This window comes from Corynebacterium sp. LaCa117, assembly GCF_046717765.1.
In the GTDB taxonomy this organism is placed as follows: Bacteria; Actinomycetota; Actinomycetes; order Mycobacteriales; family Mycobacteriaceae; genus Corynebacterium; species Corynebacterium kefirresidentii.
Genome location: NZ_CP177102.1, coordinates 237,041 through 258,566, shown reverse-complemented (window position 1 = coordinate 258,566; position 21,526 = coordinate 237,041). Strand labels below are relative to the sequence as shown.

The window sequence follows — 21,526 nt, the reverse complement described above, 5'->3', positions numbered from 1 at the left end:
CGCCACCTTACGCGGTTATTTCTTGCGCGAGCCGGCCTTCACCACGTTCTTCGTACCGGGGGAAGGTTTCTTGGTTGCCTTCTTGCCGGCCTTCTTCGTGGACTTTTTGGTGGCCTTCTTCGTCGCCTTCTTCTTGGTCGTCTTCTTAGAGGACTTCTTCTTGGTCTCGCCGGATGCTTCCTTGGCGCGGCGCTCGGAAAGGAGCTCGTTCGCACGGGCGTCGGTAAGCTGCTCCGGATCATCACCGCGGCGCAGGGAGGCGTTGGTGGTGCCGTCGGTGACGTACGGACCGAAGCGGCCGTCCTTCACGGTCATCGGCTTGCCGGAGACGTCATTATCGCCCAGCTGCTTGATCGGCGGCTGGGCCGCGGCGCGGCCGCGACGCTTCGGCTCGGCATAGATGCGGCGGGCCTCATCCAAGGTGACGGTGAAGATCTGCTCTTCCTTGGCCAAGGAGCGCGAATCGGTCCCCTTCTTCAAGTACGGGCCGTAGCGGCCATTTTGGGCGGTGATCATCACGCCGTCATCCTCGCCCACCTCGCGCGGCAGGGACAGCAGCTGGAGGGCTTCTTCGAGGGTCACCGTCGAGGGTTCCATCGAGCTAAACAGCGAGGCCGTACCCGGCTTCAGCTTATTCTCGATGTACTCCTTGACGCGCTTTTCCTTCTGCTTCGCGGCCGTCTTGGTCTCCCAGTTCTTGGCGCGCTTGCCTTCCTCGGCGCGTTGCTTGTCCTCCTCGGCCCGCTCCTTGGCGACGACCTCTTCGGCCTCACCCTCGGCCTTCTCCCGCTCATCATCGCGGACAACCTCGGTGACATACGGGCCGAAGCGGCCCTCCTTAGCCACAATCATGCGCCCATTTGCCGGGTTTTCACCCAGTTCGCGGCCGCCCTGTGGGGTGGCAAAGAGTTTTTCCGCCAGCTCCTCGTTCAAGCCGTCCGGAGTGACGGTTTCAGAGAGGTTAGCGCGCTGGTACTCGATGCTGCCGTCGTCATTGGTGCCGACGGCGCGCTCGATATACGGGCCATAGCGGCCCACACGGACGAAGACATCGCGGCCCTCGGTATCGGTGTAAAGACGCAGGGAGTTGACCTTGCGAGCATCGATGGCTTCTAGGTTGACGTCGATAAGCGATTTCAAGCCACCGTGGCGGGCAATGGAGGCCGCCTTTTGCTCGTTGGCCTCGGCGTTGCCGAAATAAAAGCCATTGAGCCAAGCGGTGCCGTCCTCGATACCGGTGGCAATCTGGTCCAGCTCGTCTTCCATGGAAGAGGTGAAGTCATAGTCCACCAGCTCGGTGAAGTTCTCCTCCAACAGTCCCACGACGGCAAAGGCAACCCACGATGGCACCAGCGCATTGCCGCGCGAGACCACATAGCCGCGGTCCTGGATGGTCTTGATAATGGACGCATACGTGGACGGGCGGCCGATGCCCAAGTCCTCCATTTTCTTAACCAAGCTGGCCTCGGTATAGCGCGCCGGCGGGTTGGTGGAGTGGCCCTCGGCGGAGACTTCCTTGGCGTTGAGGGCGCGGCCCTCTTCCAGATGCGGCAAGTGGGTCTCGCCCTTCTTGTCACCCTTGGCGTCGTCCGCGCCATAGGCCTTCAGGAAGCCCGGGAAGGTAATGGTGCGGCCGGTGGCGGAGAATTCCACGTCGTAGCTGCCATTATCCGTGGTGGCGGTGCCGGCCACGGTGACCTTCATGGAGGTTCCCTTGGCATCGGCCATCTGGGAGGCGACGGTGCGCTTCCAAATCAGGTCATAGAGCTTAAACTCCTCCGCATCCAACTGACCGGAAAGCTGGCCCGGGGTGGCGAAGGTCTCGCCAGCCGGGCGGATGGCCTCGTGGGCTTCCTGGGAGTTTTTCACCTTGCGGTCATAAACACGCGGGGAGTCGGACACATACTCTGCGCCATAGATGCTGGTGGCGGAGTTGCGCGCAGCTGATAGGCCCTGCTTGGACAGCGAGGTGGAGTCAGTACGCATATAAGTAATGTGGCCGTTTTCGTACAGGCGCTGCGCAATGCGCATGGTGCGCTCGGAGGTAAAGTGCAGGCGGCGGCCGGCCTCCTGCTGCAGCGTAGAGGTCATAAACGGCGCATAAGGCTTGCGCGTATAGGGCTTGTGCTCGACACCAGCGACCTGCATGTCCGCGCCGCTCAGTGCGGCTTCTAGCGCCTTGGCCTGCGGCTCGGTGATGACGATGACGTCCTTGCTCTTCACGTTTCCGCGGTCATCAAAGTCGCGGCCCAGGGCCACGCGCTTGCTATTGACGGCCGTGAGGCGGGCGTCGAACGTAGCGGGATTATCCGCATCCGCAGCGCCGGTATCTAGCGTGGCGGCTAGATCCCAATAATCCGCAGGGATAAACGCCATCCGCTCGCGCTCGCGCTCGACGATGACGCGGGTAGCCACCGACTGCACGCGGCCAGCAGAAAGCCGCGGCATGACCTTCTTCCACAGCACTGGGGAGACCTCGTAGCCGTAGAGGCGGTCCAGGATGCGGCGGGTTTCCTGGGCGTCGATAAGGTTGTAATCCAGATCGCGCGTATTATCCGCAGCTTCCAGGATGGCCGATTTGGTGATCTCGTTGAACACCATGCGGCGCACCGGAACCTTGGGCTTTAAGACCTCAAGCAGGTGCCAGGCGATGGCCTCGCCCTCGCGGTCGGGGTCTGTCGCGAGGTAGAGCTGATCGCACTGCTTCAGCTTGGACTTTAGGTCCGCGACTTTCTTCTTCTTATCGGGGCTCACCACATATAGCGGGGCGAAGTCGTCCTCTGGGTTCACGCCAAGGCGCGCCCAGGATTCCTTCTTATACTTAGCCGGTACGTCCGCAGCGCCGCGGGGAAGATCGCGGATATGGCCTACGGAGGCCTCCACGATGTACTTATCTCCGAGGTAAGGCTGAATCTTCTTCGCCTTCGTCGCCGACTCGACGATCACCAAGGTCTTTCCCGGCCCGGCTGCTTCTGCCACTTCGACTTCATCCCTTTCGATGATGCGAACAATAAGGTATGCACGCTTTCAGCAATCGCCCCTAGCGTACACAGTTGATCTGTGTTTCCTTTCTCGCACCATATACGCGGTTCTGCCAAAAGGCCGTTTTCAGGGGCACTATGTACCCCCATAGAACGGGTCTATACTGGCCTACTTAGAATGCCCAGTAGCTGTGAAAGCATTGTGGGGCACAATAGCACACCTAAGCCGACACCCGTGGAGGATTCATGGTTGACACAATCACTATGTGGATCGAAACCGTCATGTCCACAGAGTGGATCTACCCGCTGGTCGCCGCGCTGATCTTTGGTGACTGCTTCTTCCCCGTCCTGCCGTCAGAAATCCCGCTCAATATGGCCGGCGCCTGGTCCGGATCGCAGGGCTTCCCCCACCTGCCCACCATGTTCTTCGTGGCGCTCATCGCCGCCATGATGGGCGATAATCTCTGTTTCCTGCTAGGCACGCGGTTTATGCCCTTGCTTAAGCGCGTGCCAAAGGGATCTAAGGCCTACGAAGGGCTGAACTGGGTCAAGCGAAATATGCGCCGCGGCGGAGGGGCCGCCATTATCATCGCCCGCTTCATCCCTTCAGCCCGCTTGTTTATGACCATCCTGCTGGGGTCCATGAGGTTCCCGTGGATCGTCTTTGTTTTCTTCGACACCATCGGCGTCGCCCTCTGGGCTGGCGAGGCGCTGGCCATTGGTTATCTCGGCGGCATGGCCTTTTCTAATTCGCCAGTACTCGCCGTGGTGGTCAGCATCGTTGCCGCCATCATCATCGGCGTGGGCCTGCAGAAGCTGCAGAATAAGTTCACCGAGTGGTGGGATACCCGCCGCGGCTACGCGGAGACGCCGTAGCGGGGAGAACAGGCCGCCTAGATGACGGACACGGACTGGGCCTGATCGCCCTTCGGTCCGGTGCCTACCTCGAAGGTAACCTGCTGGTTTTCCTCTAGGGTGCGGAAACCGCTGCCCTGAATCTCGGAGTAGTGGACGAAGATATCGCCGGCGCCATCCGCGCGCTCGATAAAGCCGTAGCCCTTTTCAGAGTTAAACCACTTAACGGTTCCTTGTGCCATGGTGTGCAGTCCTTTTCTTGCTTATCGGTGCAGCGATTCCGCACCAAGGGGGTTCGGTAAATGCGTCCTTTAGCAGTACCTTAAAGTGTAAACACCGCACCAAGACATCATTGGCCTTATATCAGTGTGACACGTTCCACGCCAAAGCGATAGACCAAACTCACGAGGGGGTAAAAATTGTCTCACCCGGAAACGGATAATCCCCTGGGAAAAGAGCTCCTCGAATTCATCCAGCGCCGCCTCGATGAGTCCACTCTCACCTTTCAGACCACCCTGCCGCCACAGCGCGCCCAGTATGCGCAGTGGCCGGAGTGGGTATTGCCGCAGTTGCGGGAGAAGCTGGTAGAAGGGGGCGTCGGCAAGCTGTATCGGCACCAGGCTGAGCTTGCACAGGCCGCCTGGGAAGGCGAGGATGCGGTGATTGCTACCGGCACTTCTTCGGGAAAGTCCCTGGGCTACCAGCTGCCCATTTTGAGCCGGCTGGCGCAGGAGCCTACCGCTTGCGCGCTGTATCTCACCCCCACTAAGGCGCTGGGTTCGGATCAGCTGCAGGCGGTGCTGGAGCTGTGCCGGGGGATTCCGGCGCTCAAGACCGTGGTGCCCGCACCCTATGACGGCGATACGCCGCAGGAATCCCGCGCGGGCGTACGCGATCATTCGCGGTTCATTTTTTCCAACCCGGATATGGTGCATATGTCCCTGCTGGCGGCGCATGCCCGATGGGCGCGGCTGCTGCGGCACCTGGAGTTCATCGTCATCGATGAATGCCATTCCTACCGGGGCGTATTCGGCGCCAATGTGGCGCTCGTGTTGCGGCGGCTGCTGCGCTTGTGCGCGCACTATGGCTCGCGGCCGACGGTAATCTATGCCTCGGCCACCATGAAGGACCCGGGCCGACATGCACAGCGCCTCACCGGCCGGCCCGCCCGCGCGATTACGGAGGACACCGCCCCCACCGGTGCGCGCACCGTAGCCCTGTGGGAGCCAGGCTTCATCGAGGGCGCCGAGGGCGAGCACGGGGCACCGGTGCGCCGCGCCGCCACCACCGAAGCGGCCGAGATGATGGCCTCTTTCATCGCCGAGGGTGCGCGCACCATGACCTTCGTGCGTTCGCGCCGTTCGGCCGAGGTGGTGGCCATGCGTGCGGCCGAGGTACTCTCCGGTAGTTTGGGCCGGCCCGATTTTGCCCAGCGCATCGCCGCCTACCGCGCGGGCTATCTGGCCGAGGACCGCCGTGCATTAGAGCGCGCGCTTGACGACGCCTCCTTGCTCGGCGTCGCCACCACCTCCGCGCTCGAGCTGGGCATCGACGTCGGTGGGCTCGATGCCGTGGTCACGGCCGGCTTCCCGGGGACCGTCGCCAGTTTTTGGCAGCAGGCCGGGCGCGCCGGCCGCCGCGGGCAGGGCTCGCTCGTAGTACTCATCGCCCGCGATGAGCCGATGGATACCTATCTGGTCCACCATCCCGAGGCGCTGCTGGGCAAGCCGGTGGAAGCCAGCGTATTCAACCCCGCCAATCCCTATATCCTCTTCGGCCATGTCTACTGCGCCGCGGTAGAAAAACCACTGGATGATGCCACGATTGCTGCCTGGGACGCACAGGATGTGGTCCATCAGCTGGCCGAGTCTGGCCTGCTGCGCCGCCGCGAGCGAGGCTGGTTCGCCGTACCCATTCCTGCCGACTCGCCGGAGGAGCTCTCCCCCGAAACGGCGCATACCGCCGTTTCTCTGCGCGGTGGGTCGGGCGAGGAAGTGCTGATCGTGGATTCTTCCGACGGCCGCCTGCTCGGCACCATCGATGCTGCTCGCGCCACCAGTCAGGTGCACCCCGGCGCGGTGTACCTGCACCAAGGCGAAAGTTTTGTCATCGAGGAGCTCATCCTCAGCGATTACCTAGCGCTGGCCCGCCCCGAGGCCCCGGATTATTCGACTACCCCGCGCTCCACCACGGATATCCGCATCCTGCGCGAGGCCGATAACCTGGTCAATTACTCCCCGGGCCTGTGGGTGGCGGACGTGGAGGTAGAGGTCACCGATCGCGTCACCGGTTACCAAGTGCGGCTTGCCGACGGCACCATTGGTGACGACATCCCCCTCGATCTCCCCGAACAGCGCCTGGTTACCCGAGCCGTGGCCTATACCATCGATCCGCTGGCACTTTCCGCCATGGGCGTGACGGCCTCCGATACGCCCGGCACCCTGCACGCGGCCGAGCACGCCGCCATCGGCTTACTGCCGCTTATCGCCACCTGCGACCGCTGGGATATCGGCGGCGTTTCCACCGCGCTGCACCCCGATACGCAGCTGCCCACCGTCTTTGTCTATGACGGCCATCCCGGCGGTGCCGGCTTTGCTGAAGAAGGCTTCCGCCGCTTCCCCGAATGGATAGAGGCCACCTTCGAGGCGGTGCGCTCATGCCCTTGCGAATCCGGCTGCCCCTCGTGCGTGCAATCACCGAAGTGCGGCAACGGAAATAATCCGCTCAGCAAAGATGGTGCTATCAAGCTACTCGGTGCACTTGTCACCATGACGCAGGGTTAGCCGCAACCTAAGCGGTTCTGCCTTTTTCTTCATTTACTCGCTGCGCCCGCGCGTGTTCATAGTCCGCGCTGCGCTGCAACAGCTCCTCACGCCGATGAGGAAACCGCTCCAATATTATGCGCTGAATTTCCGCCGCTGCACGTGCGCGAGTGCGCCGCACTTCCGGATTCGGCTCGTAAAAAGGCGAGCCTTGCGGATGCCTCATGGAGCATCGCCTCTTTCTTCTTTCGGGGCAGATTTGTCGAGCTCACCCTCTTTAAACTCTTGGGCAAAATCCCACAGTGTGTCGATAAAAGGGGAATCTCCTTCAACGTCCGATAATAATCCCAGAATTGTGGGGAGAAAATACCATCCAGTAATTTTTTCGGCGCTTTCCGCCGAGTCAGTCTTATCGATACACCACTGCACAATTCCCCACCATCTATCTTGTTCCCGCCTACGATCCGATTTGTTTTCTTCCCGTACCTTTCGGCGATATTCCCGCCAAGCAATGAAGCCCGCCACGGCCGCCACTACGGTAGGAATAAGCCGCACCATTACCTCCTGCCAGCTCATACCGGACCGGCCTTCGCCTGAGTGGACCGGCCGCGCACTGCCGCGGTGACGATAACGTCGCGGCCGGCTTCGGTGCAGGTTTCTAAGGTGGCGTCGTTTAGAGCGGCCGTATCGCGCGCGGTGGTGCAGGCGTCCTCGCCCGTGGCAAGGGCCCAGGCACCAGCGACCGCAGCGAGGTCGGCCGCTACTTGCGCCTCGTGGCGCGCGGCCACGCGCGAGCCCACTGCCGCCACGAGCAGCAGGAGACTCACGATGGCAACGATGATGCCGGCTGCGGCAATGGTGGCATAGCCTTCCTCGCCCTGGCGTTGCGGCTTACTCATTTCCGCCCACCTCGGCGGGAAAGACTGCCTCGGAGCGCATGGTGCCGATGGGGGCATCCACGCTAACCGACGCCCTCACCAGCCCACCGCTTTCCTCCACGCTGACTTGGGCATCTTCGCGCGCGGGGTGGTATTCGACGCCGATGGCGTGCGCACGCGCGGCCGCGCCCGCCATGTCCACAGCGGCGATATAGGATGCCAGCGTGGCAATAGCACCCACGATTCCCGCCGCGACCAAGACTAAGGAGCTTAAAGCTAAGGCAGCCTCGATGGTCACGGAGCCATCGTCATCAAATACCTTGTGCATCATTCCTCCTTTCTGCCGGCGGGAATGATCCCGCCGGCTGGGGTTAGGTAGAGCTGCTAGCTGGGGGTTGTTATGTCCATGGACTTTTTGGACACGGAGTCCAGTAACTTTTTGGGCTAGGAGTCCAATGACTTTTTGGACGTGGAGTCTCCCTGCTTTTTGGGCAGGGAGTCTTTGGTGTTTTTGGACAGTCTCTAGCTCGTCTTACCGGTTATGGTTTCTTTCGTCTCGACGGGCGCGGACGCGACAGGATTGGTTTGATCTCTGGTGGTCGGCGGTGCCACATTCCTTCGACATGCCCGATGTTGATCTGTCCGCCGGCTGGACGCTCAAGTAGCTTGATGGGCAGTGGGAATGAAAACAGTGCTTCACCATCATGATCAGTGAAGAACTCAGCGGTGTCATCGGTAACGTGGCTGTATATGAGCCGGTTTTTAAACCGGAGTCCTACATAGAATCCATAGCCCAGGATGCGCACCACTCCGCTTTTGTTGATCCACAGTGTGTCGGGGATACCCCAGGCGTTGCTTGACTGGGCGGATAGACCGTCTACGGTGGGACTGACGGTAGGAGATGATTCTTGCTGGATTGGTTCGTTATCGTCATCGATGGTTGTGGGAGAAGCTGCAACTTCTCCCACAACCGGCGCCATCGCCTCTTTAACCCCATTCTCGATACGATGCTCGTGGTGTATCGCGCTTTCTGAGTGTGTATCCCGGTATGACTTCACAATCTTGGCCCACAGCATATCCGGGTCAATGGGTTGTGTTGGGGATTGAGCGTGGGCGAAGTGCTCACGGGCTTGGGCTGGAGTGATGTGCATTTTGCCGACTAACAGGCCTTGATGGCGGCGCCTGGTGTTGTAAAACTCGCGGTAGTCGTCCAACAGCTGTTGGACGTGCTGAAGTGTCGTAGGTTGGCGTGCATCGAGAAACTTGGTCATGGTTTGATGCGAGCGTTCATCTTTGCCTTGGGTTTGCGGGCCAAAACCTGCAATGGACCAGATACCTTGGGCGGCGAGCCAGCGCTCGGTATCGGACAATCGGCCCCGGTGATAGGTGGCAAAAGCTTCACCGTTATCGGTCAAAAGTTCCTGCGGGCGACCATACGTTTCTATTGCTGCGGCCAAGGTAGTGCGAGCATCGAATCCGTTTTCTTTGGCGGCGAAGGCTTGTGAGCCCAGATCAAACCGGCTGGCATCATCAACCAGCTGGTAGATAGTGATCTGGGTATGTGGAGTGTCAAAGAGTCGGTAGACAAACCCGTCGAGTTGCCACAGCTCATCGACCTTATCGCGTGCCCAGAGTTTATAGCTTTTACGAGGACGTTTACGGGCATTGGCCTCAGCAACACCAGCTTCGTGGAGCCAAAGCGCAATCGTAGACCGTGCCGGTGGGTGCTCTAAACCAAGGTCATCAATGAGGTAGTAATAGATTGACCACGGGCCATAGTCACGTCCCTGGGCCTTGAGCACTGATCGAGCTGTGATGACTTTCTGACGAAGGTGATCATCGTAGATTCTGGCTGGGGAATGCGGGGCGGTGGAGTCAGGCAGGATGCCTGCACGGCCGCGTTGTTCAACGCGGCGTTTGATGTTGGCATAGGTTTGGCGAGATACGCCAATATCCTTGCAGAATTGGGTGACGGTTCGTCCGTCTCTTACTGGGTCGAAGTCCGCTATTTTCTTGCGGAGATGGGTTGAAATAGCCATCTTGGTATTCCAACCCACCGACTGTCCAAAAAGTCTTGAGACATCACGACAAGGAAGTCTTTGGACTCCGTGACCAAAAACTATCTGGACTCCCCGTCCAAAAATCCATTAGACTCCGTGTCCAAAAACTCCATAGACATCACACTGCTAGCTGGGGGTATTAGAGAGGGCGTCGGTAATGATGCCTTCGATGGCATCCACCACGCCGCCGCCGTTGATGACCATGTAGAGCACCCCGGCAAGCGCCGCTGCTGCTAGAGAGCCCATGGCATATTCGATGGTGCTCATACCCTCGTCATTGCGGATGATCTGGGAATACTTAGTAAGTGCGTGCATGATTAGTGTCCTTTCAAGTGAGGTTTAGAGAAGTTGCGCGCCCAGGCTGATTACTACGGGCGCAAGGCCTAGAACGATGAATGCCGGCAGGAAGCACACCGCCAGCGGGAGGGCAATGAATACTCCTGCGCGCTCCGCCTGTGCTGTGGCGTGGGCGGATGCTTCCGCGCGCAAAGAAGTACAGATTCGATGACATCCGGCCGCAATGGTGGCGCCGGATTGGCCCGACATGACGACAAGCTGTGCTAAGTCCTCCAGCCCCGCCTGGCCCTTCATATGGCTCCACGCGGACTGCGTGGAAACTCCAACGCCTAGCAGCGCGGAGACGGTCTCCCACAGGTCCTGCGTCTGAGCGTCCGCGGTGCGAGCGACCGCGGTGGCAGCTCCGTGTACGGACAGCCCTGCGGCCAGGCACGCTGCGAATAGTTCGACGTCACCTGCTACTGCCAGCGGGTCCAGCGGTGCTGCGGGCTTGAGCTTGCTTATCAGTCCCCCACGCGCTTTCGGGCCATCGCGCGGGGTCTTGGCGGTGGTCTCAGTCGCACTGGTAACTGCCAGCCGGCCAGTGTGCGGTGGGAGACCAACGAGGGCGGCCAAAGCCACAAAGATGAGCGGGGTCATGCAGCCGCCTTCCGAATAATGACACGCGACCAAGCGAAGCCGCCGCAGGCCAGCGCCACGCCTACCACGAGAAGGACGCCGCCCAGCCCGCCGCCGAAAAGAAAGCCGAGCGAGTTAGCGCCCATGGCCCCGCCCATGGCGATGCCGGCTATTGGCAGGCACGCGAGCACCGTGGCGGTCGCTTGGGGGCCTTGCAGGCTAGCGGAGGTGGATTGCTGGTGGCGTCGAGAAGCATCGAGGCGGCTTTGGGCTTGGTCGAGCAAGCTGGCCACCGCAATACCGTGGTAGGTGGAAAGCTCTAGCAGATGGCCTAAGCGGGAAAGCTCCGGCAGGGTCTTGCCGCCTTGAGCATCTGTCAGCGCCATGTGCGGCGGCGCACCGCGAGCTGCGAGGGTCGCAGTCGATTCCAGTGCGGTGATTACCTCGCGCGGGGTCGTGGCTGGTAGGGAGTCCACACCGCGGGCGAGCGCCCCAGCTAGGGTCGCCCCGACACGCAGGTCCGCGGTGACCACTCCCAAATAGGCGGCCAGCCCTTCGCGGCCGCGCCGCTGTGTACGCGCGGCCACGAGGTCTTTGGTGTACCAGGACACGCACCAGGCGATTATGGCGGCGGCGATAGCGATGCTGATGCGACCCACTGAGTAAAAGACCAGGCTGCCGCAAAATACCGCCCCCAGGATGACCACGGAGCTAGCTCGTGTCTGGCGCGTTGCGGAAGCTAGGCGGCCGGCGATAGAAGGCGCGGGCAGGAGCAGCGCCGCGGCGAGCAAGAGGAAACTAAGCATGGCTGGCCTCCCCGGCGCGCTCGCCCAGAAGTTGTGCGGAAAATTCCGCAAAACCTTCCGCCGGTCCGTCTTCAGCACTCCAGATTATGCGCGGGTTTACCGGGTTTCCCTCGAGCACGCCAATATGGGCAAGGCGGCGGCCCTGCGGGGTGCGTTCCATGGTCAGCACCATGTGTACGGCCGCTGCCAGTTGTGAGTGCAGTGCCGCGCGGTCCAGGCCGCCAAGGGCGGCGAGGGCCTCCATGCGGGCGGGGACTTCAAAGAGCGAATTGGCATGGAGCGTACCGGCGCCGCCGTCGTGGCCGGTGTTGAGGGCGGCGAGGAGATCGACCACCTCGCGGCCGCGGATCTCGCCTACCACGATGCGGTCTGGGCGCATGCGCAGCGCTTGTCGGAGCAATTGTGACATCGTGACCTCGCCGCTTCCCTCCGCGTTGGCCCGGCGCGAGACCACGCTAACGCAGTGCGGGTGGTGCGGGGAGAGCTCGGCGGTGTCTTCGATGACGAGGATGCGTTCGCGCTCAGAGACGGTTCCCAAAAGTGCGGATAGCAAGGTGGTTTTGCCGGAGCCGGTTCCACCTATAACCAGGAATGAGATTCGCTTGTCCACCACAGTGCGCAGCAGCGTAGCGATATCTTCTGGCACCGTGCCGTTGTCTACTAGTTGGGGCAAGGTGGTCTGTGCTTGGCGCAGTACGCGCAGGCTCAGGCAGGTTCCGGCCACCGCAGGCGGGCTCAGCAGGGCGTGGACGCGCAGGACGACGCCATCAGGACGGCTAACGCGGCCATCGGCATAGGGTTGAGCATCATCGAGGCGCGTGCCGGAGGCTGCCGCCAGCCGGCTGGCCAGTTGGCGGACTTCGCCATCATCGCGGAAGGTGATGTCAGTGCGTTCGAGGCCCTCGCCGCGGTCCATGAATACCGCATGCGGCCCGTTCACAACGACATCGGTAACCCCCTCTCGCCCCAGCAATGCATCAAGCGGGCCCATTCCGGTGGCGTCCTGGCGCAGGCGGCGTAGTAGGTCGAGTACCGCGACGTCACTAATCACGCCGGCTTCTGCGCGGATGCGCCGAGCCAGGGCTGCCGCATCATGCACCAAGTCGGGCTCGGCGGCGATGATACGCTGCATCTTTTCCAGCGTCTCCTGTGCTACTTTCTGCTCACTCACGCGCCTACCTCCTCGAGGACCGCGTGTGCAGCCTTGCGCAAGGGTGCCGGGAGGCGCTGCGGGAGGCCGCCTATTTCCACCGCGCGCGTAAGGCCCCGGGCCGTTGGCAGTTCTGCCAATACCGTGCTGTGGATGATGCTTTCTACTTCCGCCGCGCTTAACGACGCCCACTGGCGTTGCCGCAGCACCACCACACAGCTGCGCCGCGCGGCCCCGAAGCGCGCAATAAGTTGCGCGGCCGATGCAGCCGAGCGCACTTCTGCGGCCACCACTATGACCACGTGAGTACACGCATCCGGAACGGTCTCCGGGGTGCAATCCACCACGCATAGCCCTTCGCCCGCGTGGGCCGCGCCCACTACTCGCGCGAGCAGGTCCTTTTCCAGACGAAAGGGATCCGCGACGGTACTGCGCGCGGTCGAAAGCACCGCTACCCCATCCGGCGTAGTGGGCAGCGCGCGGTAGAGATCGGCGGCATCGATACTGCCATCGCCTACGGTAAGCTCCGGCCAGCGCGCCCCCGCTTCCGCCTCTACTCCAAGCAGGAGGTCGAGGCCACCGGAGTATGCGTGGGCGTCGATAAGCAGGGCGCGTCCATCCGCAGCGCACTGGGTGCGAGCCAATGCGGCCGCGAAGGTAGAAGCACCCACCCCGCCGCTCGCGCCAACCACGGCGATGGTGGCGCTGCCCGGTCGCGTCTCCTGCGGGGTGCCCGCCGCAGCAATGCCCGCGAGCAGCTCCTTAACCTGGGCGGGAATGATAAAGGCGCTCTCCGCGTGACAGGCTAATGCCGCTTCATAGTCAATCGGTCCAGGGTCCGCGGCAAGGAATAGTACTGGCACAGGCGCGGTGTGGGGGCGTTGCGCTGCCGCCACCACGCGGGCCATGAGGGAATCAACCAGGACCGCAAAGGCGCCTGGCAGACTGCGCGGGACGTCGCGGGGATCGGTTACGGTAAGCACATCGTGGCTGGTAGCAGCCGCGGCATGGATAGCCTCGGCGCGCAGTGCTTCGTCACCGACGGCAACGACGATGGCAGCGGAATCAGGATGTAATGCGTTCATGCCTCATAGCCTGAAGCATCCGTGCAACCGCAGCGAGGGCTCTCCGGTGGCACTGTGGATAACCCGCGATAAGTCACCGCGTGACCCTGATTTGGTTGCCACTTCAACTAAAAACCTGTGGATAACCTCGTATCACATGGCGCTAGATATAGGTGACGGCCCGTGCATCGGGGGGGTGTGCGCACGGGCCGTCAGTAACCCGGCCTCGGGGGGGTGAGCCGGGGCAGGCCGCACAGTATATCGGGGCCTTGCACGCATTATTATGACATGTTCGCCACCCAACCACAACAGCTAACAGCAGTTTTTCCACGGCCATGGCGCTGACCTGCACCGAATGCATGTTCACTACATTATCCCCTGCATGGGCTGCCAATCCCACATTATTGACACGCCAACCACCATTAACTGCAGCCACTTCAACACCACTAAGCGCGAAGGGCGGCTACACTCGGCAGCACACCATGACGAATTCCCGCGAATCCTTTCCTCCCCGCCCCGCTAGCACGAGTTGCGCCGGCGGCGATCACGCACGCACCGCGGCGTTTTTCGATCTCGATAAAACCATCATCGCCACTTCCTCGGCCTATGCCTTTGGCCGCGAGTTTTTGCACAACGGGCTCATCTCCCCGGCCGAAGCACTGCAGCTCTCCCTGGCGAAAGCCAGCTATATGTTTTCCGGCCTCTCCAGCGAAGGCATGGACGCTAGCCGCGATCAGCTCACCACGATGGTCACGGGGTGGTCCGTGGAGGAAGTGCGCTCCATCGCCCGAGACACCATGCACCACGTGGTCACTCCCTCCATCTATGCCGAGGCCCGGGAACTTATCCGTGCCCACCGCGCCGCGGGCGACCACGTAGTCATTGTCTCTGCCTCCGCTGCCGTGCTGGTAGACATCATCGCGGAGGAGCTCGGCGTCGAGCACGTCATCGCCACCGAATTGGCAGAAAAAGACGGACGCTTTACCGGCGAGGTGCTCTTTTATTGCAAGGGCCCGCATAAGGCGGAGGTACTAGAGCGCACTGCCGCTGCAGCAAACATTGATCTTAATGCCAGCTATGCCTATTCGGATTCCGCTACGGATATCCCGATGCTGGAGAAGGTTGGCCACCCCGTCGCGGTCAACCCGGACAAGCAATTAAAGCGCCACGCCATCAGCCATGAGTGGGATATTCGATCCTTTAAGGACCCAGTGCCGCTCCTGCCTGCGCCATCCGCTAAAGAAATCGGAATCGGCGCCTCCGTGCTGGCGGGGACCGTGGCGGCTATCGGCGCCGGGCTGTGGCTTGCCCAGCACCCTGACCGCCCCAGCTTCCCCAAGCGCGGGCCACGGCATACCTCTTAAGCGGCTCGCGCAATCGCATCGGCCTCTGCACCACCGGCTGCCCAGGCAGCGAGGTGGGTAAGGAGGGCATCGGCAAGCGCGGTGCGGTAATTATCCACAGCATCGGCATACTCAGCGCGGTGGCGGGTGTAGTAGACCTCGGGTACGGCGAAACCGCGCGGGTCAAAACCCGTATGCACAGCGGCAAGGCGGGAAGCAACGCGAGCGACGAGGCCGCTGCGAGGGCCGAAAAACTGCCCTGCGGCTATCTCGGCATGGACCACGCTCGGTAGAAGGAGATCAAAGGCGGGACCACTACCTTGGGCGATAAGTCTGCTTAGCCCTTGCAGCCGCGCGCTTTCACCGGTGGGGATACCGGTGCCACCGGCCGCGACGTCAATGCGCGCTAGAACCTGCAGCGGCGCTCGGGCAAAGGAGCGCACCGTGGTGTCCAAAAGCTCCGGCGCGGCCACAGAGTAGGCGCTTACGGCGCTGGCCAACGGCCCTTCTTCCACATTTTCTGGGCCCGGATGTGGGGGGATGGCGTAGCCATCAAGCGCCACGCTAGAACGGGCGCCGCGAATAAGGGACTCGGCGGAGATGACCTCAAACTTTCGCAATCCTGCAGGTCGGCGGTGTGCACGGGCAATGGCAGCGGCGGCTTTTTCTGCACTTTCTTTCACCCCCGGCAGGCGAAACAGCGGGGATAACGCGTCAATTTCTGACATATACATTAGGATAGCCGTGGAAGTCCCTACGTATGCGTGGCACCATGGGAGAATAGTGATTCCATTATTATTAGGGACATTACAAGGTTTAGATAAACGCGAGGAGAATTAATCGTGAGCAACGATGGACTGTATACCGACGGTACTGATCAATTTGCACCGAAGGTGAACTCGATCCCATTGAGTGACGTGGATACGTCCTCGTCCGAGACCTCGGTAGGCCAGCTGGTCTCCAACGCCACCGAGCAGATGTCCCAGCTCGTACGCTCCGAGGTGGAGCTGGCTAAGACCGAACTGGCAGAGTCCGCAAAGAAGGGCGGAATTGGCGCTGGTCTCTTCGGCGGCGCTGGCACCATCGCGCTGTATAGCTCTTTCTTCTTTTTCTTCTTCCTGGCAGAGCTCCTCGCCATCTGGCTGGACCGCTGGGCAGCGTTCCTGATCGTCTTCTTGATCATGATCGTCCTCGCCGGCATCTTGGCCTTTGTTGGTCTGAAGAACGTCAAGCAGGTGAAGGCGCCGCAAAAGACCATTGACTCCACCAAGGAGCTCAAGAACCTGGTTCCGGGCAAGGCACAAAAGTCTCTGGACCGAAAGACCACCCACGGCCTCTACACCTAAACCGGCAGGCGCCACGCACACGCAGCACGCCACGCAGTCGTGCTCCCCTCTATCCGCCCTAGCTAGCCTGGGGCGGATTTTGTGTACTTTCCCCTATCCTCTACCGTTTCTGCCCCAACTATAGAAAGGCGGCACCATGGCCTTTGCACCCCTGCCTCCCTCAACGGTGGAGCTGGAGGGATCTTATGCGCATGACTTCGTCCATACCCGCGGCATCCGCCTACACGTGGCCACGGCGGGAGAGAGCACGCAACCACTAGTGGTACTCATCCACAGCGCCTTTGGTGGGTGGTTCGACTACCAAGACGTCATTGCGCCGCTTGCGCAGCGCGGCTTCCACGTCGCGGCGGTAGATATGCGCGGCTTTGGCATGTCCGATAAGCCACCTATTGATGCGGGGCAAGATATTCGTACCTTGGTGGGCGATATCAGCGGGCTCATCCAGGCCATGGGCCACGACGATGCCTTTGTGGTCGGTGCCGATACCGGCGGAGCAGTGGCTTGGTGCTTAGCCGCTGAGCGCCCCGAGCGGGTGCGCGGCTTGGCTTCCATCTCCGCCGCCCACCCGGTGGATCTGCGCCGCGCGATTGCCGCCCGGCCGTGGGATTTTGGGTGGATTAACCTGCGCTCGCTGCTGTGCCGCCTACCCCGCGTTACCCGCGCCCAGAACCTGCTACTTAGTCCGCGCGCCTACCGCAAGGAATTGGAGCTGGATACTGGATCTTCGCTTGCCGGAGCCACCTTTGACCGCATCCTCGATCTACGCCTGCGCGCCTCCCGGATCGGCAGCGTTCGGCGCGGAATTTTGTGGAACCACCGTATGCGCACCGCCGTTGTCCCCCTGAACTGGGTGGAACTGACAGTGGAACGACCCGTCCTTTTCATCCACGCCCAACAACGGCTGTGGAATCCCGTGGTCCGCCGCGCCGCCCTGCGCGCCCGCCACGGATTTACCGCCACGACCGTGCCCGGTGCGAAGAACCTACCGCACGTGGAAGCACCGGCGGAGTTCGTCTCTACGCTGGGAGCGTGGCTCCAAGAAAATACCTAGTGGGCCACGCACTCACCGGTATCGACCGGGTGGGTAAGCTGCGCGACGTCCCCAATCTGACTGTTGACTTCATCAGCGGTGAGCGCATAGCCCGTCTCAGAGTCATCCACCGAGGCGCCAAAGACCACGCCTAGGACCTCGCCAGCCGTATTGACCAGTGGGCCGCCGGAATTTCCTTGCTGGATATTGCCACGCACAGTGTAGGAATCGCGCTCCACATGCCCGTGGGAGTAAATATCCGGACCCGAAATGGTGATGCGATCGCGCACACGCGCCATCTCGGCGTCGAAAGGCCCAGAATGTGGGAAGCCCATCACCATGGCATCATCGCCCGTCTGGGCCGGGGTCTGGGCCCACGGCAGCGGATCGATGCCTAGGTCGCGCGAATGCAATACCGCCACGTCCACGTCTGGGTTGTAGTAGACCACGGTCGCGTCCTTAAGCCCCAGCTTGGTATCAAGGCGCACGGTCTGTGTGCCGGCCACCACGTGGGCATTGGTGATTACGTAGTCATCGGCTACCACGAAGCCGGACCCCATGAGGCGGCGGGAGCACTCTTCGGCGTCGCCAAGCACGTGAATGATGGAGGGCCGCATGCGGCGCACCAGCTCCGGGTCCTGCACGTCTGGGTCCGGCTCTTCTACCTCCTCGGTGCTAATAGAGTTTTGCCACGGCGACACTAATGGCGGCAGACCGGACTCATTGAGCATCGCCGCGACACCATTGGGCAGCGCCGCTACCCGCGCCGGCGCGGCCGAGTTGAGGTTGCCCAAGATACGCGAATCGCGCAGCCCCTGGCCAGCCGCGCCGCCCAAGTTGGTGGCCACGGGAATAGAAATCAACCAGATAACCACCAGAGCGGCAAAGGCCTGAAATACTGCGCCTACCGCGGAGTCAAGGCGTTGCGTTTTGCGTGCCTTCATGCGGTCGCGCACGCTGCCGCCCAGAGAGGAGCCGATGAGCTGCCCGATGCCCACGAATAGCACCAAAATCCCTACCAAAAGCAGCAAGCGCAGCGAGGGCTGCTCCACCAGGCGCAATGCGGCAGGTGCCACGGCAATGCCCAGCACTACCCCAGCACCCACTCCGATGGAGGCCAAAACTGCCGCAAGGGCACCATTGCGCCACCCACTAAGTAGCGCCAACAGGACGGCGACCACAATCAGGCCGTCAACGATAAGCGCAGGAGTCATGGCTATGGATTCTTTCTATTTGGGGTTAAGACGTACACGTACCGCGGCACAAGCGGTTAGGACATCTTCTCATTATTGCGGGAGTTTTTGAGGGAGTCACGCAGGTCCATGACTGAATTATTATCCCAAGGAACACTCCACCCAGAGTGCTGCAAGAGGGCCGAAAGCACGCCGGCGGTAAACCCCCAGATGACATAGCCATTGGCATGAAATGCTGGTCCTTGCCATTTTCTAAAGCCCACCACGAAGCGATTGCGTGGATCGACCAATTCCCGGATGGGAACGAGAAAGACATCATCGGTTTCATCGGGGCTGGCGGGATAGACCTCCCCCGGCTGGTTCCAATGCGCCAGGATCGGGCTCACGGGATTGCCGGTGGCACGGATATGCAGTTGGCTCCACTGCTCTAATGGGGTCACGGAATTACGCTGCAGGTCCGTTTCTTCCCAGGCTTCCCGCAGCGCAGTATCCACTAGCGAGGTATCAGCGGGGTCTCGGCGGCCGCCTGGGAAGGCGATTTGTCCGGAGTGTGAACGCATGGACGGCGAGCGGTGCGTGAGCAAAATGCTGCCCTCCTCCGCGCTTTCGCCGCTAAGCAGCATAAGCACAGCCGCCTCCCGTTTGACCGGCACCTGCGCAGTAGTGCCATTGAGGGACGAAGCCTGCCGGTTGCCTATGAGCTCTTGCACCTGGCTCGGGTCTACCCCCAACGCTGGCTTGAGCCATTCTGGTGTGCACTCGGGACGAAGTTGGCTCATGCCACAATCGCCTCTTTCACGGCCCGTTCAATCTCCGCTGCGGAGCTAAAGGGCTGCGCAAATTGCTTGCGCACTTCGCCGTCCTTGAGCACCACTGTCACCGGAACTACGCCTGGCAGGCTCAACTGACCGGCAAATTTATTATCCGCATCCTGGAAGCTCGGCAGATCCACTCCCACGTCATTCAAGAAAGCCGCACCGTTTCCCGCGTTCTTATCCGCGTGCACACCCACTACCTGCCAGTCTGGGTGCGTCTCCGCCACCTTTTGCAGATAGGGAAGCTCCGCGCGGCACGGCTCGCACCACCACGCCCACACGTTGACCACGCTCACGCCTTCATCGGCACGCTTTCCGGTGGCCTTACCGCCCAAGCAATCCAGCTCTACCCCAGCTACGGTGCCGGCTGGACAGTCTGGGCGCTGCGGGACTTCTTGCGGAGCAGCCTCGGTTGGCAACGCCTCCTCGGCTTCGTCCCCACCCCGCAATTGCGAGACCCCCACTACCGCGATAACGGCGACGAGGATCGCGGCAATCACCGTGCCAAGGACGTAGTTCTTCATGCCTTAAGCCTAGCGCCCACTAGCCGCTGGACACATATCCCGCAGCACGCATGCACCGCACTCTGGCGTGCGCGCATGGCATACCTGGCGCCCATGAAAGATGACGCGGTGAGAAAACATTGTCCACTCTTCTTCTGGCAGGAGCTTGGCGATGTCACGCTCAATCTTTAGCGGCGTCGTCTCCCCTGTGAGCCCGAGCCGCTGCATAAGGCGGCCGAAGTGCGTATCCACCGTCAGCCCCGGAATCCCAAAGGCATTTCCAAGCACCACCAGCGCGGTTTTACGCCCCACGCCGGGCAGGCTGGTGAGCTCCTTAACCGTGCGGGGAACCTCGCCTGCATAATCTACCACCAGCTTCTCCCCTATGCCCAAAAGGTGTCCCGCCTTAGCTCGTTGAAAACCCAACGGGCGCAGGATGCGCTCCAGATCCGACCGCTGCGCCGCTGCATAATCCGCGGCCTCGGGGTAGTGGGAAAAGAGTTCAGGGGTCACCGAGTTCACGCGCTCATCCGTGCACTGGGCAGAAAGTACCGTGGCTATCAATAGCTGCAGCGGGGAGTCATAATCCAAGGCACAACGCGCATCTGGATACTCCTGCGCCAAACGCCTATTTATCTCCGGTGCCCGTAGCTCCGGCGCGCTGGCCGCTGACAGTGCTGAAGTCATGGCATAGAGCTTAGTAGACTAGGAAAACATGATTTCACTTGTGATTCTGGTACCGCTTGCGATCGCCCTTTTCGCCCTCCTGATGGAAAAGCTCGAGGCAGTTGTTTTCGCTGACTAAGCCGCAAACCCGCTGGCCGGGGTTGTGCCTCTAGCACGATCAGAGTTTCTATAGTGTGACAAAATTTCGCTGAAGTACCAAAAGTGACCAATTACACTGTAAGATGAAATCCGTTACACAGTGACCCCGCTTGTTCCGCATTGTCGAGTGCATGAAAGACCGCACCCAGATGTGGCACAGGCGCATCTATGGACTTTCGTAGTCGACATCCAAGGAGTAAAACGTGGAAGGCGTACAGGACATCCTCTCCCGCGCCGGAATCTTCCAAGGCGTTGATCCCGTTGCAGTGCAGCACCTCATCGAGCAGATGGAGACCGTGCGCTATCCGCGCGGAACCACCATCTTCGACGAGGGCGAACCTGGTGACCGCTTGTACATCATCACCTCGGGCAAGATTAAGCTCGCTCGCCACGCCCCGGACGGCCGCGAAAACCTCCTGACCGTCATGGGCCCATCCGATATGTTCGGCGAGCTGTCCATCTTCGACCCGGGCCCGCGCACCTCTTCCGCAGTATGCGTGACCGAAGTTCAGGCGGCCACCATGAACTCCGAACTGCTCAAGAAGTGGGTTGGTGACCACCCCGAAATCGCACAGCAGCTGCTACGCGTCTTGGCACGCCGCCTGCGTCGCACCAACGCCAACTTGGCCGACCTCATCTTCACGGATGTTCCCGGCCGCGTGGCAAAGACCTTGCTGCAGTTGGCCAATCGCTTCGGCGTCCAGGAAGGCAGCGCCCTGCGTGTAAACCACGATCTCACCCAGGAAGAGATTGCCCAGCTGGTCGGCGCTTCCCGTGAGACCGTCAACAAGGCACTCGCCACCTTTGCCCACCGCGGTTGGATCCGCCTCGAGGGCAAGTCCGTGCTCATTGTCGATACCGAGCACCTCGCCCGCCGCGCTCGCTAAGTAAGCGCGAGCTCGCCACACCCCCGCTTAAAGCGGGGGTTCGCTGGTTTTCGCCCCCTTGCCCAGCATTACGTGGAGGCCGGCCACATCTCCCTGGCACACCAGCGCAGGGG

General features: G+C 61.3%; 22 protein-coding genes. 6 read left to right on the top strand and 16 right to left on the bottom strand.

The annotated features are described in order from the left end of the window. Positions 1–15: 15 nt before the first annotated feature. Complete coding sequence (gene topA / locus ACLI1L_RS01330) at positions 16–2,979, bottom strand: type I DNA topoisomerase (protein WP_411707855.1); 2,964 nt, start codon at positions 2,977–2,979, stop codon at positions 16–18. 248 nt (positions 2,980–3,227) lie between these two features. Here topA and ACLI1L_RS01325 point away from each other — a divergent pair, with 248 nt between their 5' ends. Further along, positions 3,228–3,857 (top strand): DedA family protein, encoded by a 630-nt coding sequence (locus tag ACLI1L_RS01325; protein ID WP_086588725.1) that lies wholly within the window; start codon positions 3,228–3,230, stop codon positions 3,855–3,857. 17 nt (positions 3,858–3,874) lie between these two features. Here the strand turns inward: ACLI1L_RS01325 and ACLI1L_RS01320 are convergent, their stop codons facing one another. Then, positions 3,875–4,078: a cold-shock protein gene (locus ACLI1L_RS01320; RefSeq protein WP_086588724.1), complete on the bottom strand. Its 204-nt coding sequence runs from the start codon at positions 4,076–4,078 to the stop codon at positions 3,875–3,877. A 177-nt stretch (positions 4,079–4,255) separates the two neighbouring features. Here ACLI1L_RS01320 and ACLI1L_RS01315 point away from each other — a divergent pair, with 177 nt between their 5' ends. Continuing rightward, positions 4,256–6,619 carry a Zn-binding domain-containing protein gene (locus tag ACLI1L_RS01315; protein WP_411707854.1) on the top strand — a complete coding sequence of 788 codons (2,364 nt, stop codon included), beginning with the start codon at positions 4,256–4,258 and terminating at the stop codon, positions 6,617–6,619. 201 nt (positions 6,620–6,820) lie between these two features. Here the strand turns inward: ACLI1L_RS01315 and ACLI1L_RS01310 are convergent, their stop codons facing one another. From ACLI1L_RS01310 to ssd, 9 genes are all read right to left on the bottom strand, one after another. Beyond that, the gene (locus ACLI1L_RS01310) at positions 6,821–7,174 is read right to left on the bottom strand and encodes a hypothetical protein (RefSeq protein ID WP_086588722.1); all 354 of its coding nucleotides are present in this window, start codon (positions 7,172–7,174) and stop codon (positions 6,821–6,823) included. Further along, complete coding sequence (locus ACLI1L_RS01305; protein ID WP_411707853.1) at positions 7,171–7,497, bottom strand: Rv3654c family TadE-like protein; 327 nt, start codon at positions 7,495–7,497, stop codon at positions 7,171–7,173. Before ACLI1L_RS01305 ends, ACLI1L_RS01310 begins: the two co-directional genes overlap by 4 nt. Further along, complete coding sequence (locus ACLI1L_RS01300) at positions 7,490–7,804, bottom strand: hypothetical protein (RefSeq protein WP_301715834.1); 315 nt, start codon at positions 7,802–7,804, stop codon at positions 7,490–7,492. Before ACLI1L_RS01300 ends, ACLI1L_RS01305 begins: the two co-directional genes overlap by 8 nt. A gap of 211 nt (positions 7,805–8,015) precedes the next feature. Then, positions 8,016–9,515 (bottom strand): integrase core domain-containing protein, encoded by a 1,500-nt coding sequence (locus ACLI1L_RS01295; RefSeq protein WP_411707371.1) that lies wholly within the window; start codon positions 9,513–9,515, stop codon positions 8,016–8,018. A 147-nt stretch (positions 9,516–9,662) separates the two neighbouring features. Next, on the bottom strand, positions 9,663–9,851 hold the full coding sequence (locus ACLI1L_RS01290; protein WP_411707852.1) for a DUF4244 domain-containing protein: 189 nt from the start codon (positions 9,849–9,851) through the stop codon (positions 9,663–9,665). A 24-nt stretch (positions 9,852–9,875) separates the two neighbouring features. Then, positions 9,876–10,472 (bottom strand): type II secretion system F family protein, encoded by a 597-nt coding sequence (locus tag ACLI1L_RS01285; protein ID WP_411707851.1) that lies wholly within the window; start codon positions 10,470–10,472, stop codon positions 9,876–9,878. Next, positions 10,469–11,257 carry a type II secretion protein F gene (locus tag ACLI1L_RS01280; protein WP_411707850.1) on the bottom strand — a complete coding sequence of 263 codons (789 nt, stop codon included), beginning with the start codon at positions 11,255–11,257 and terminating at the stop codon, positions 10,469–10,471. The genes ACLI1L_RS01285 and ACLI1L_RS01280 overlap by 4 nt, the downstream gene beginning before the upstream one ends. Beyond that, a complete protein-coding gene (locus ACLI1L_RS01275; protein ID WP_394285836.1) occupies positions 11,250–12,428 on the bottom strand; it encodes a TadA family conjugal transfer-associated ATPase in 1,179 nt (392 codons plus the stop codon). Before ACLI1L_RS01275 ends, ACLI1L_RS01280 begins: the two co-directional genes overlap by 8 nt. After that, positions 12,425–13,492 carry a septum site-determining protein Ssd gene (gene ssd, locus ACLI1L_RS01270; protein WP_086588716.1) on the bottom strand — a complete coding sequence of 356 codons (1,068 nt, stop codon included), beginning with the start codon at positions 13,490–13,492 and terminating at the stop codon, positions 12,425–12,427. Before ssd ends, ACLI1L_RS01275 begins: the two co-directional genes overlap by 4 nt. Positions 13,493–13,953: 461 nt before the next feature. On the opposite strand from ssd, the gene ACLI1L_RS01265 reads away from it, so the two are divergent. Further along, a complete protein-coding gene (locus ACLI1L_RS01265; protein WP_239204825.1) occupies positions 13,954–14,835 on the top strand; it encodes an HAD family hydrolase in 882 nt (293 codons plus the stop codon). Here ACLI1L_RS01265 and ACLI1L_RS01260 read toward each other — a convergent pair. Next, on the bottom strand, positions 14,832–15,548 hold the full coding sequence (locus tag ACLI1L_RS01260) for an oxidoreductase (RefSeq protein ID WP_086588714.1): 717 nt from the start codon (positions 15,546–15,548) through the stop codon (positions 14,832–14,834). The two genes, ACLI1L_RS01265 and ACLI1L_RS01260, sit on opposite strands and share 4 nt — an antisense overlap. Positions 15,549–15,656: 108 nt before the next feature. Here ACLI1L_RS01260 and ACLI1L_RS01255 point away from each other — a divergent pair, with 108 nt between their 5' ends. Together ACLI1L_RS01255 and ACLI1L_RS01250 are read left to right on the top strand one after the other, a co-directional pair. Beyond that, positions 15,657–16,160, top strand: coding sequence for a phage holin family protein (locus ACLI1L_RS01255; protein ID WP_023020417.1), 504 nt, complete (start codon positions 15,657–15,659; stop codon positions 16,158–16,160). Positions 16,161–16,296: 136 nt separating this feature from the next. Further along, the gene (locus tag ACLI1L_RS01250) at positions 16,297–17,211 is read left to right on the top strand and encodes an alpha/beta fold hydrolase (protein ID WP_086588712.1); all 915 of its coding nucleotides are present in this window, start codon (positions 16,297–16,299) and stop codon (positions 17,209–17,211) included. Here the strand turns inward: ACLI1L_RS01250 and ACLI1L_RS01245 are convergent. Genes ACLI1L_RS01245 through nth form a run of 4 tightly spaced genes read right to left on the bottom strand, consistent with a single transcriptional unit; the run spans position 17,208 to position 20,388 of the window. Beyond that, entirely contained in the window at positions 17,208–18,404 is a 1,197-nt protein-coding gene (locus tag ACLI1L_RS01245; protein ID WP_411707849.1) for a MarP family serine protease, read from the bottom strand. The genes ACLI1L_RS01250 and ACLI1L_RS01245 overlap by 4 nt on opposite strands. A 56-nt stretch (positions 18,405–18,460) precedes the next feature. Then, positions 18,461–19,162 carry an NUDIX hydrolase gene (locus tag ACLI1L_RS01240; protein WP_086588710.1) on the bottom strand — a complete coding sequence of 234 codons (702 nt, stop codon included), beginning with the start codon at positions 19,160–19,162 and terminating at the stop codon, positions 18,461–18,463. After that, entirely contained in the window at positions 19,159–19,722 is a 564-nt protein-coding gene (locus tag ACLI1L_RS01235; protein WP_411707848.1) for a TlpA family protein disulfide reductase, read from the bottom strand. Before ACLI1L_RS01235 ends, ACLI1L_RS01240 begins: the two co-directional genes overlap by 4 nt. Before the next feature lie 9 nt (positions 19,723–19,731). Continuing rightward, entirely contained in the window at positions 19,732–20,388 is a 657-nt protein-coding gene (gene nth / locus ACLI1L_RS01230) for an endonuclease III (protein ID WP_411707847.1), read from the bottom strand. A gap of 341 nt (positions 20,389–20,729) precedes the next feature. Here nth and glxR point away from each other — a divergent pair, with 341 nt between their 5' ends. After that, positions 20,730–21,413, top strand: a complete 684-nt coding sequence (glxR, locus tag ACLI1L_RS01225; RefSeq protein ID WP_005323128.1) for a CRP-like cAMP-activated global transcriptional regulator GlxR — start codon at positions 20,730–20,732, stop codon at positions 21,411–21,413. The last annotated feature ends 113 nt before the right edge of the window (positions 21,414–21,526 follow it).

Bases quoted from the DNA above. Each gene is read 5' to 3' on its own strand.
- ACLI1L_RS01325 (WP_086588725.1), top strand. From the start codon at position 3,228: ATGGTTGACACAATCACTATGTGGATCGAAACCGTCATGTCCACAGAG.
- ACLI1L_RS01320 (WP_086588724.1), bottom strand. From the start codon at position 4,078: ATGGCACAAGGAACCGTTAAGTGGTTTAACTCTGAAAAGGGCTACGGC.
- ACLI1L_RS01310 (WP_086588722.1), bottom strand. From the start codon at position 7,174: ATGAGCTGGCAGGAGGTAATGGTGCGGCTTATTCCTACCGTAGTGGCG.
- ACLI1L_RS01305 (WP_411707853.1), bottom strand. From the start codon at position 7,497: ATGAGTAAGCCGCAACGCCAGGGCGAGGAAGGCTATGCCACCATTGCC.
- ACLI1L_RS01300 (WP_301715834.1), bottom strand. From the start codon at position 7,804: ATGCACAAGGTATTTGATGACGATGGCTCCGTGACCATCGAGGCTGCC.
- ACLI1L_RS01295 (WP_411707371.1), bottom strand. From the start codon at position 9,515: ATGGCTATTTCAACCCATCTCCGCAAGAAAATAGCGGACTTCGACCCA.
- ACLI1L_RS01290 (WP_411707852.1), bottom strand. From the start codon at position 9,851: ATGCACGCACTTACTAAGTATTCCCAGATCATCCGCAATGACGAGGGT.
- ACLI1L_RS01285 (WP_411707851.1), bottom strand. From the start codon at position 10,472: ATGACCCCGCTCATCTTTGTGGCTTTGGCCGCCCTCGTTGGTCTCCCA.
- ACLI1L_RS01280 (WP_411707850.1), bottom strand. From the start codon at position 11,257: ATGCTTAGTTTCCTCTTGCTCGCCGCGGCGCTGCTCCTGCCCGCGCCT.
- ssd (WP_086588716.1), bottom strand. From the start codon at position 13,492: ATGAACGCATTACATCCTGATTCCGCTGCCATCGTCGTTGCCGTCGGT.
- ACLI1L_RS01265 (WP_239204825.1), top strand. From the start codon at position 13,954: ATGACGAATTCCCGCGAATCCTTTCCTCCCCGCCCCGCTAGCACGAGT.
- ACLI1L_RS01260 (WP_086588714.1), bottom strand. From the start codon at position 15,548: ATGTATATGTCAGAAATTGACGCGTTATCCCCGCTGTTTCGCCTGCCG.
- ACLI1L_RS01250 (WP_086588712.1), top strand. From the start codon at position 16,297: ATGGCCTTTGCACCCCTGCCTCCCTCAACGGTGGAGCTGGAGGGATCT.
- ACLI1L_RS01245 (WP_411707849.1), bottom strand. From the start codon at position 18,404: ATGACTCCTGCGCTTATCGTTGACGGCCTGATTGTGGTCGCCGTCCTG.
- ACLI1L_RS01240 (WP_086588710.1), bottom strand. From the start codon at position 19,162: ATGAGCCAACTTCGTCCCGAGTGCACACCAGAATGGCTCAAGCCAGCG.
- ACLI1L_RS01235 (WP_411707848.1), bottom strand. From the start codon at position 19,722: ATGAAGAACTACGTCCTTGGCACGGTGATTGCCGCGATCCTCGTCGCC.
- nth (WP_411707847.1), bottom strand. From the start codon at position 20,388: ATGACTTCAGCACTGTCAGCGGCCAGCGCGCCGGAGCTACGGGCACCG.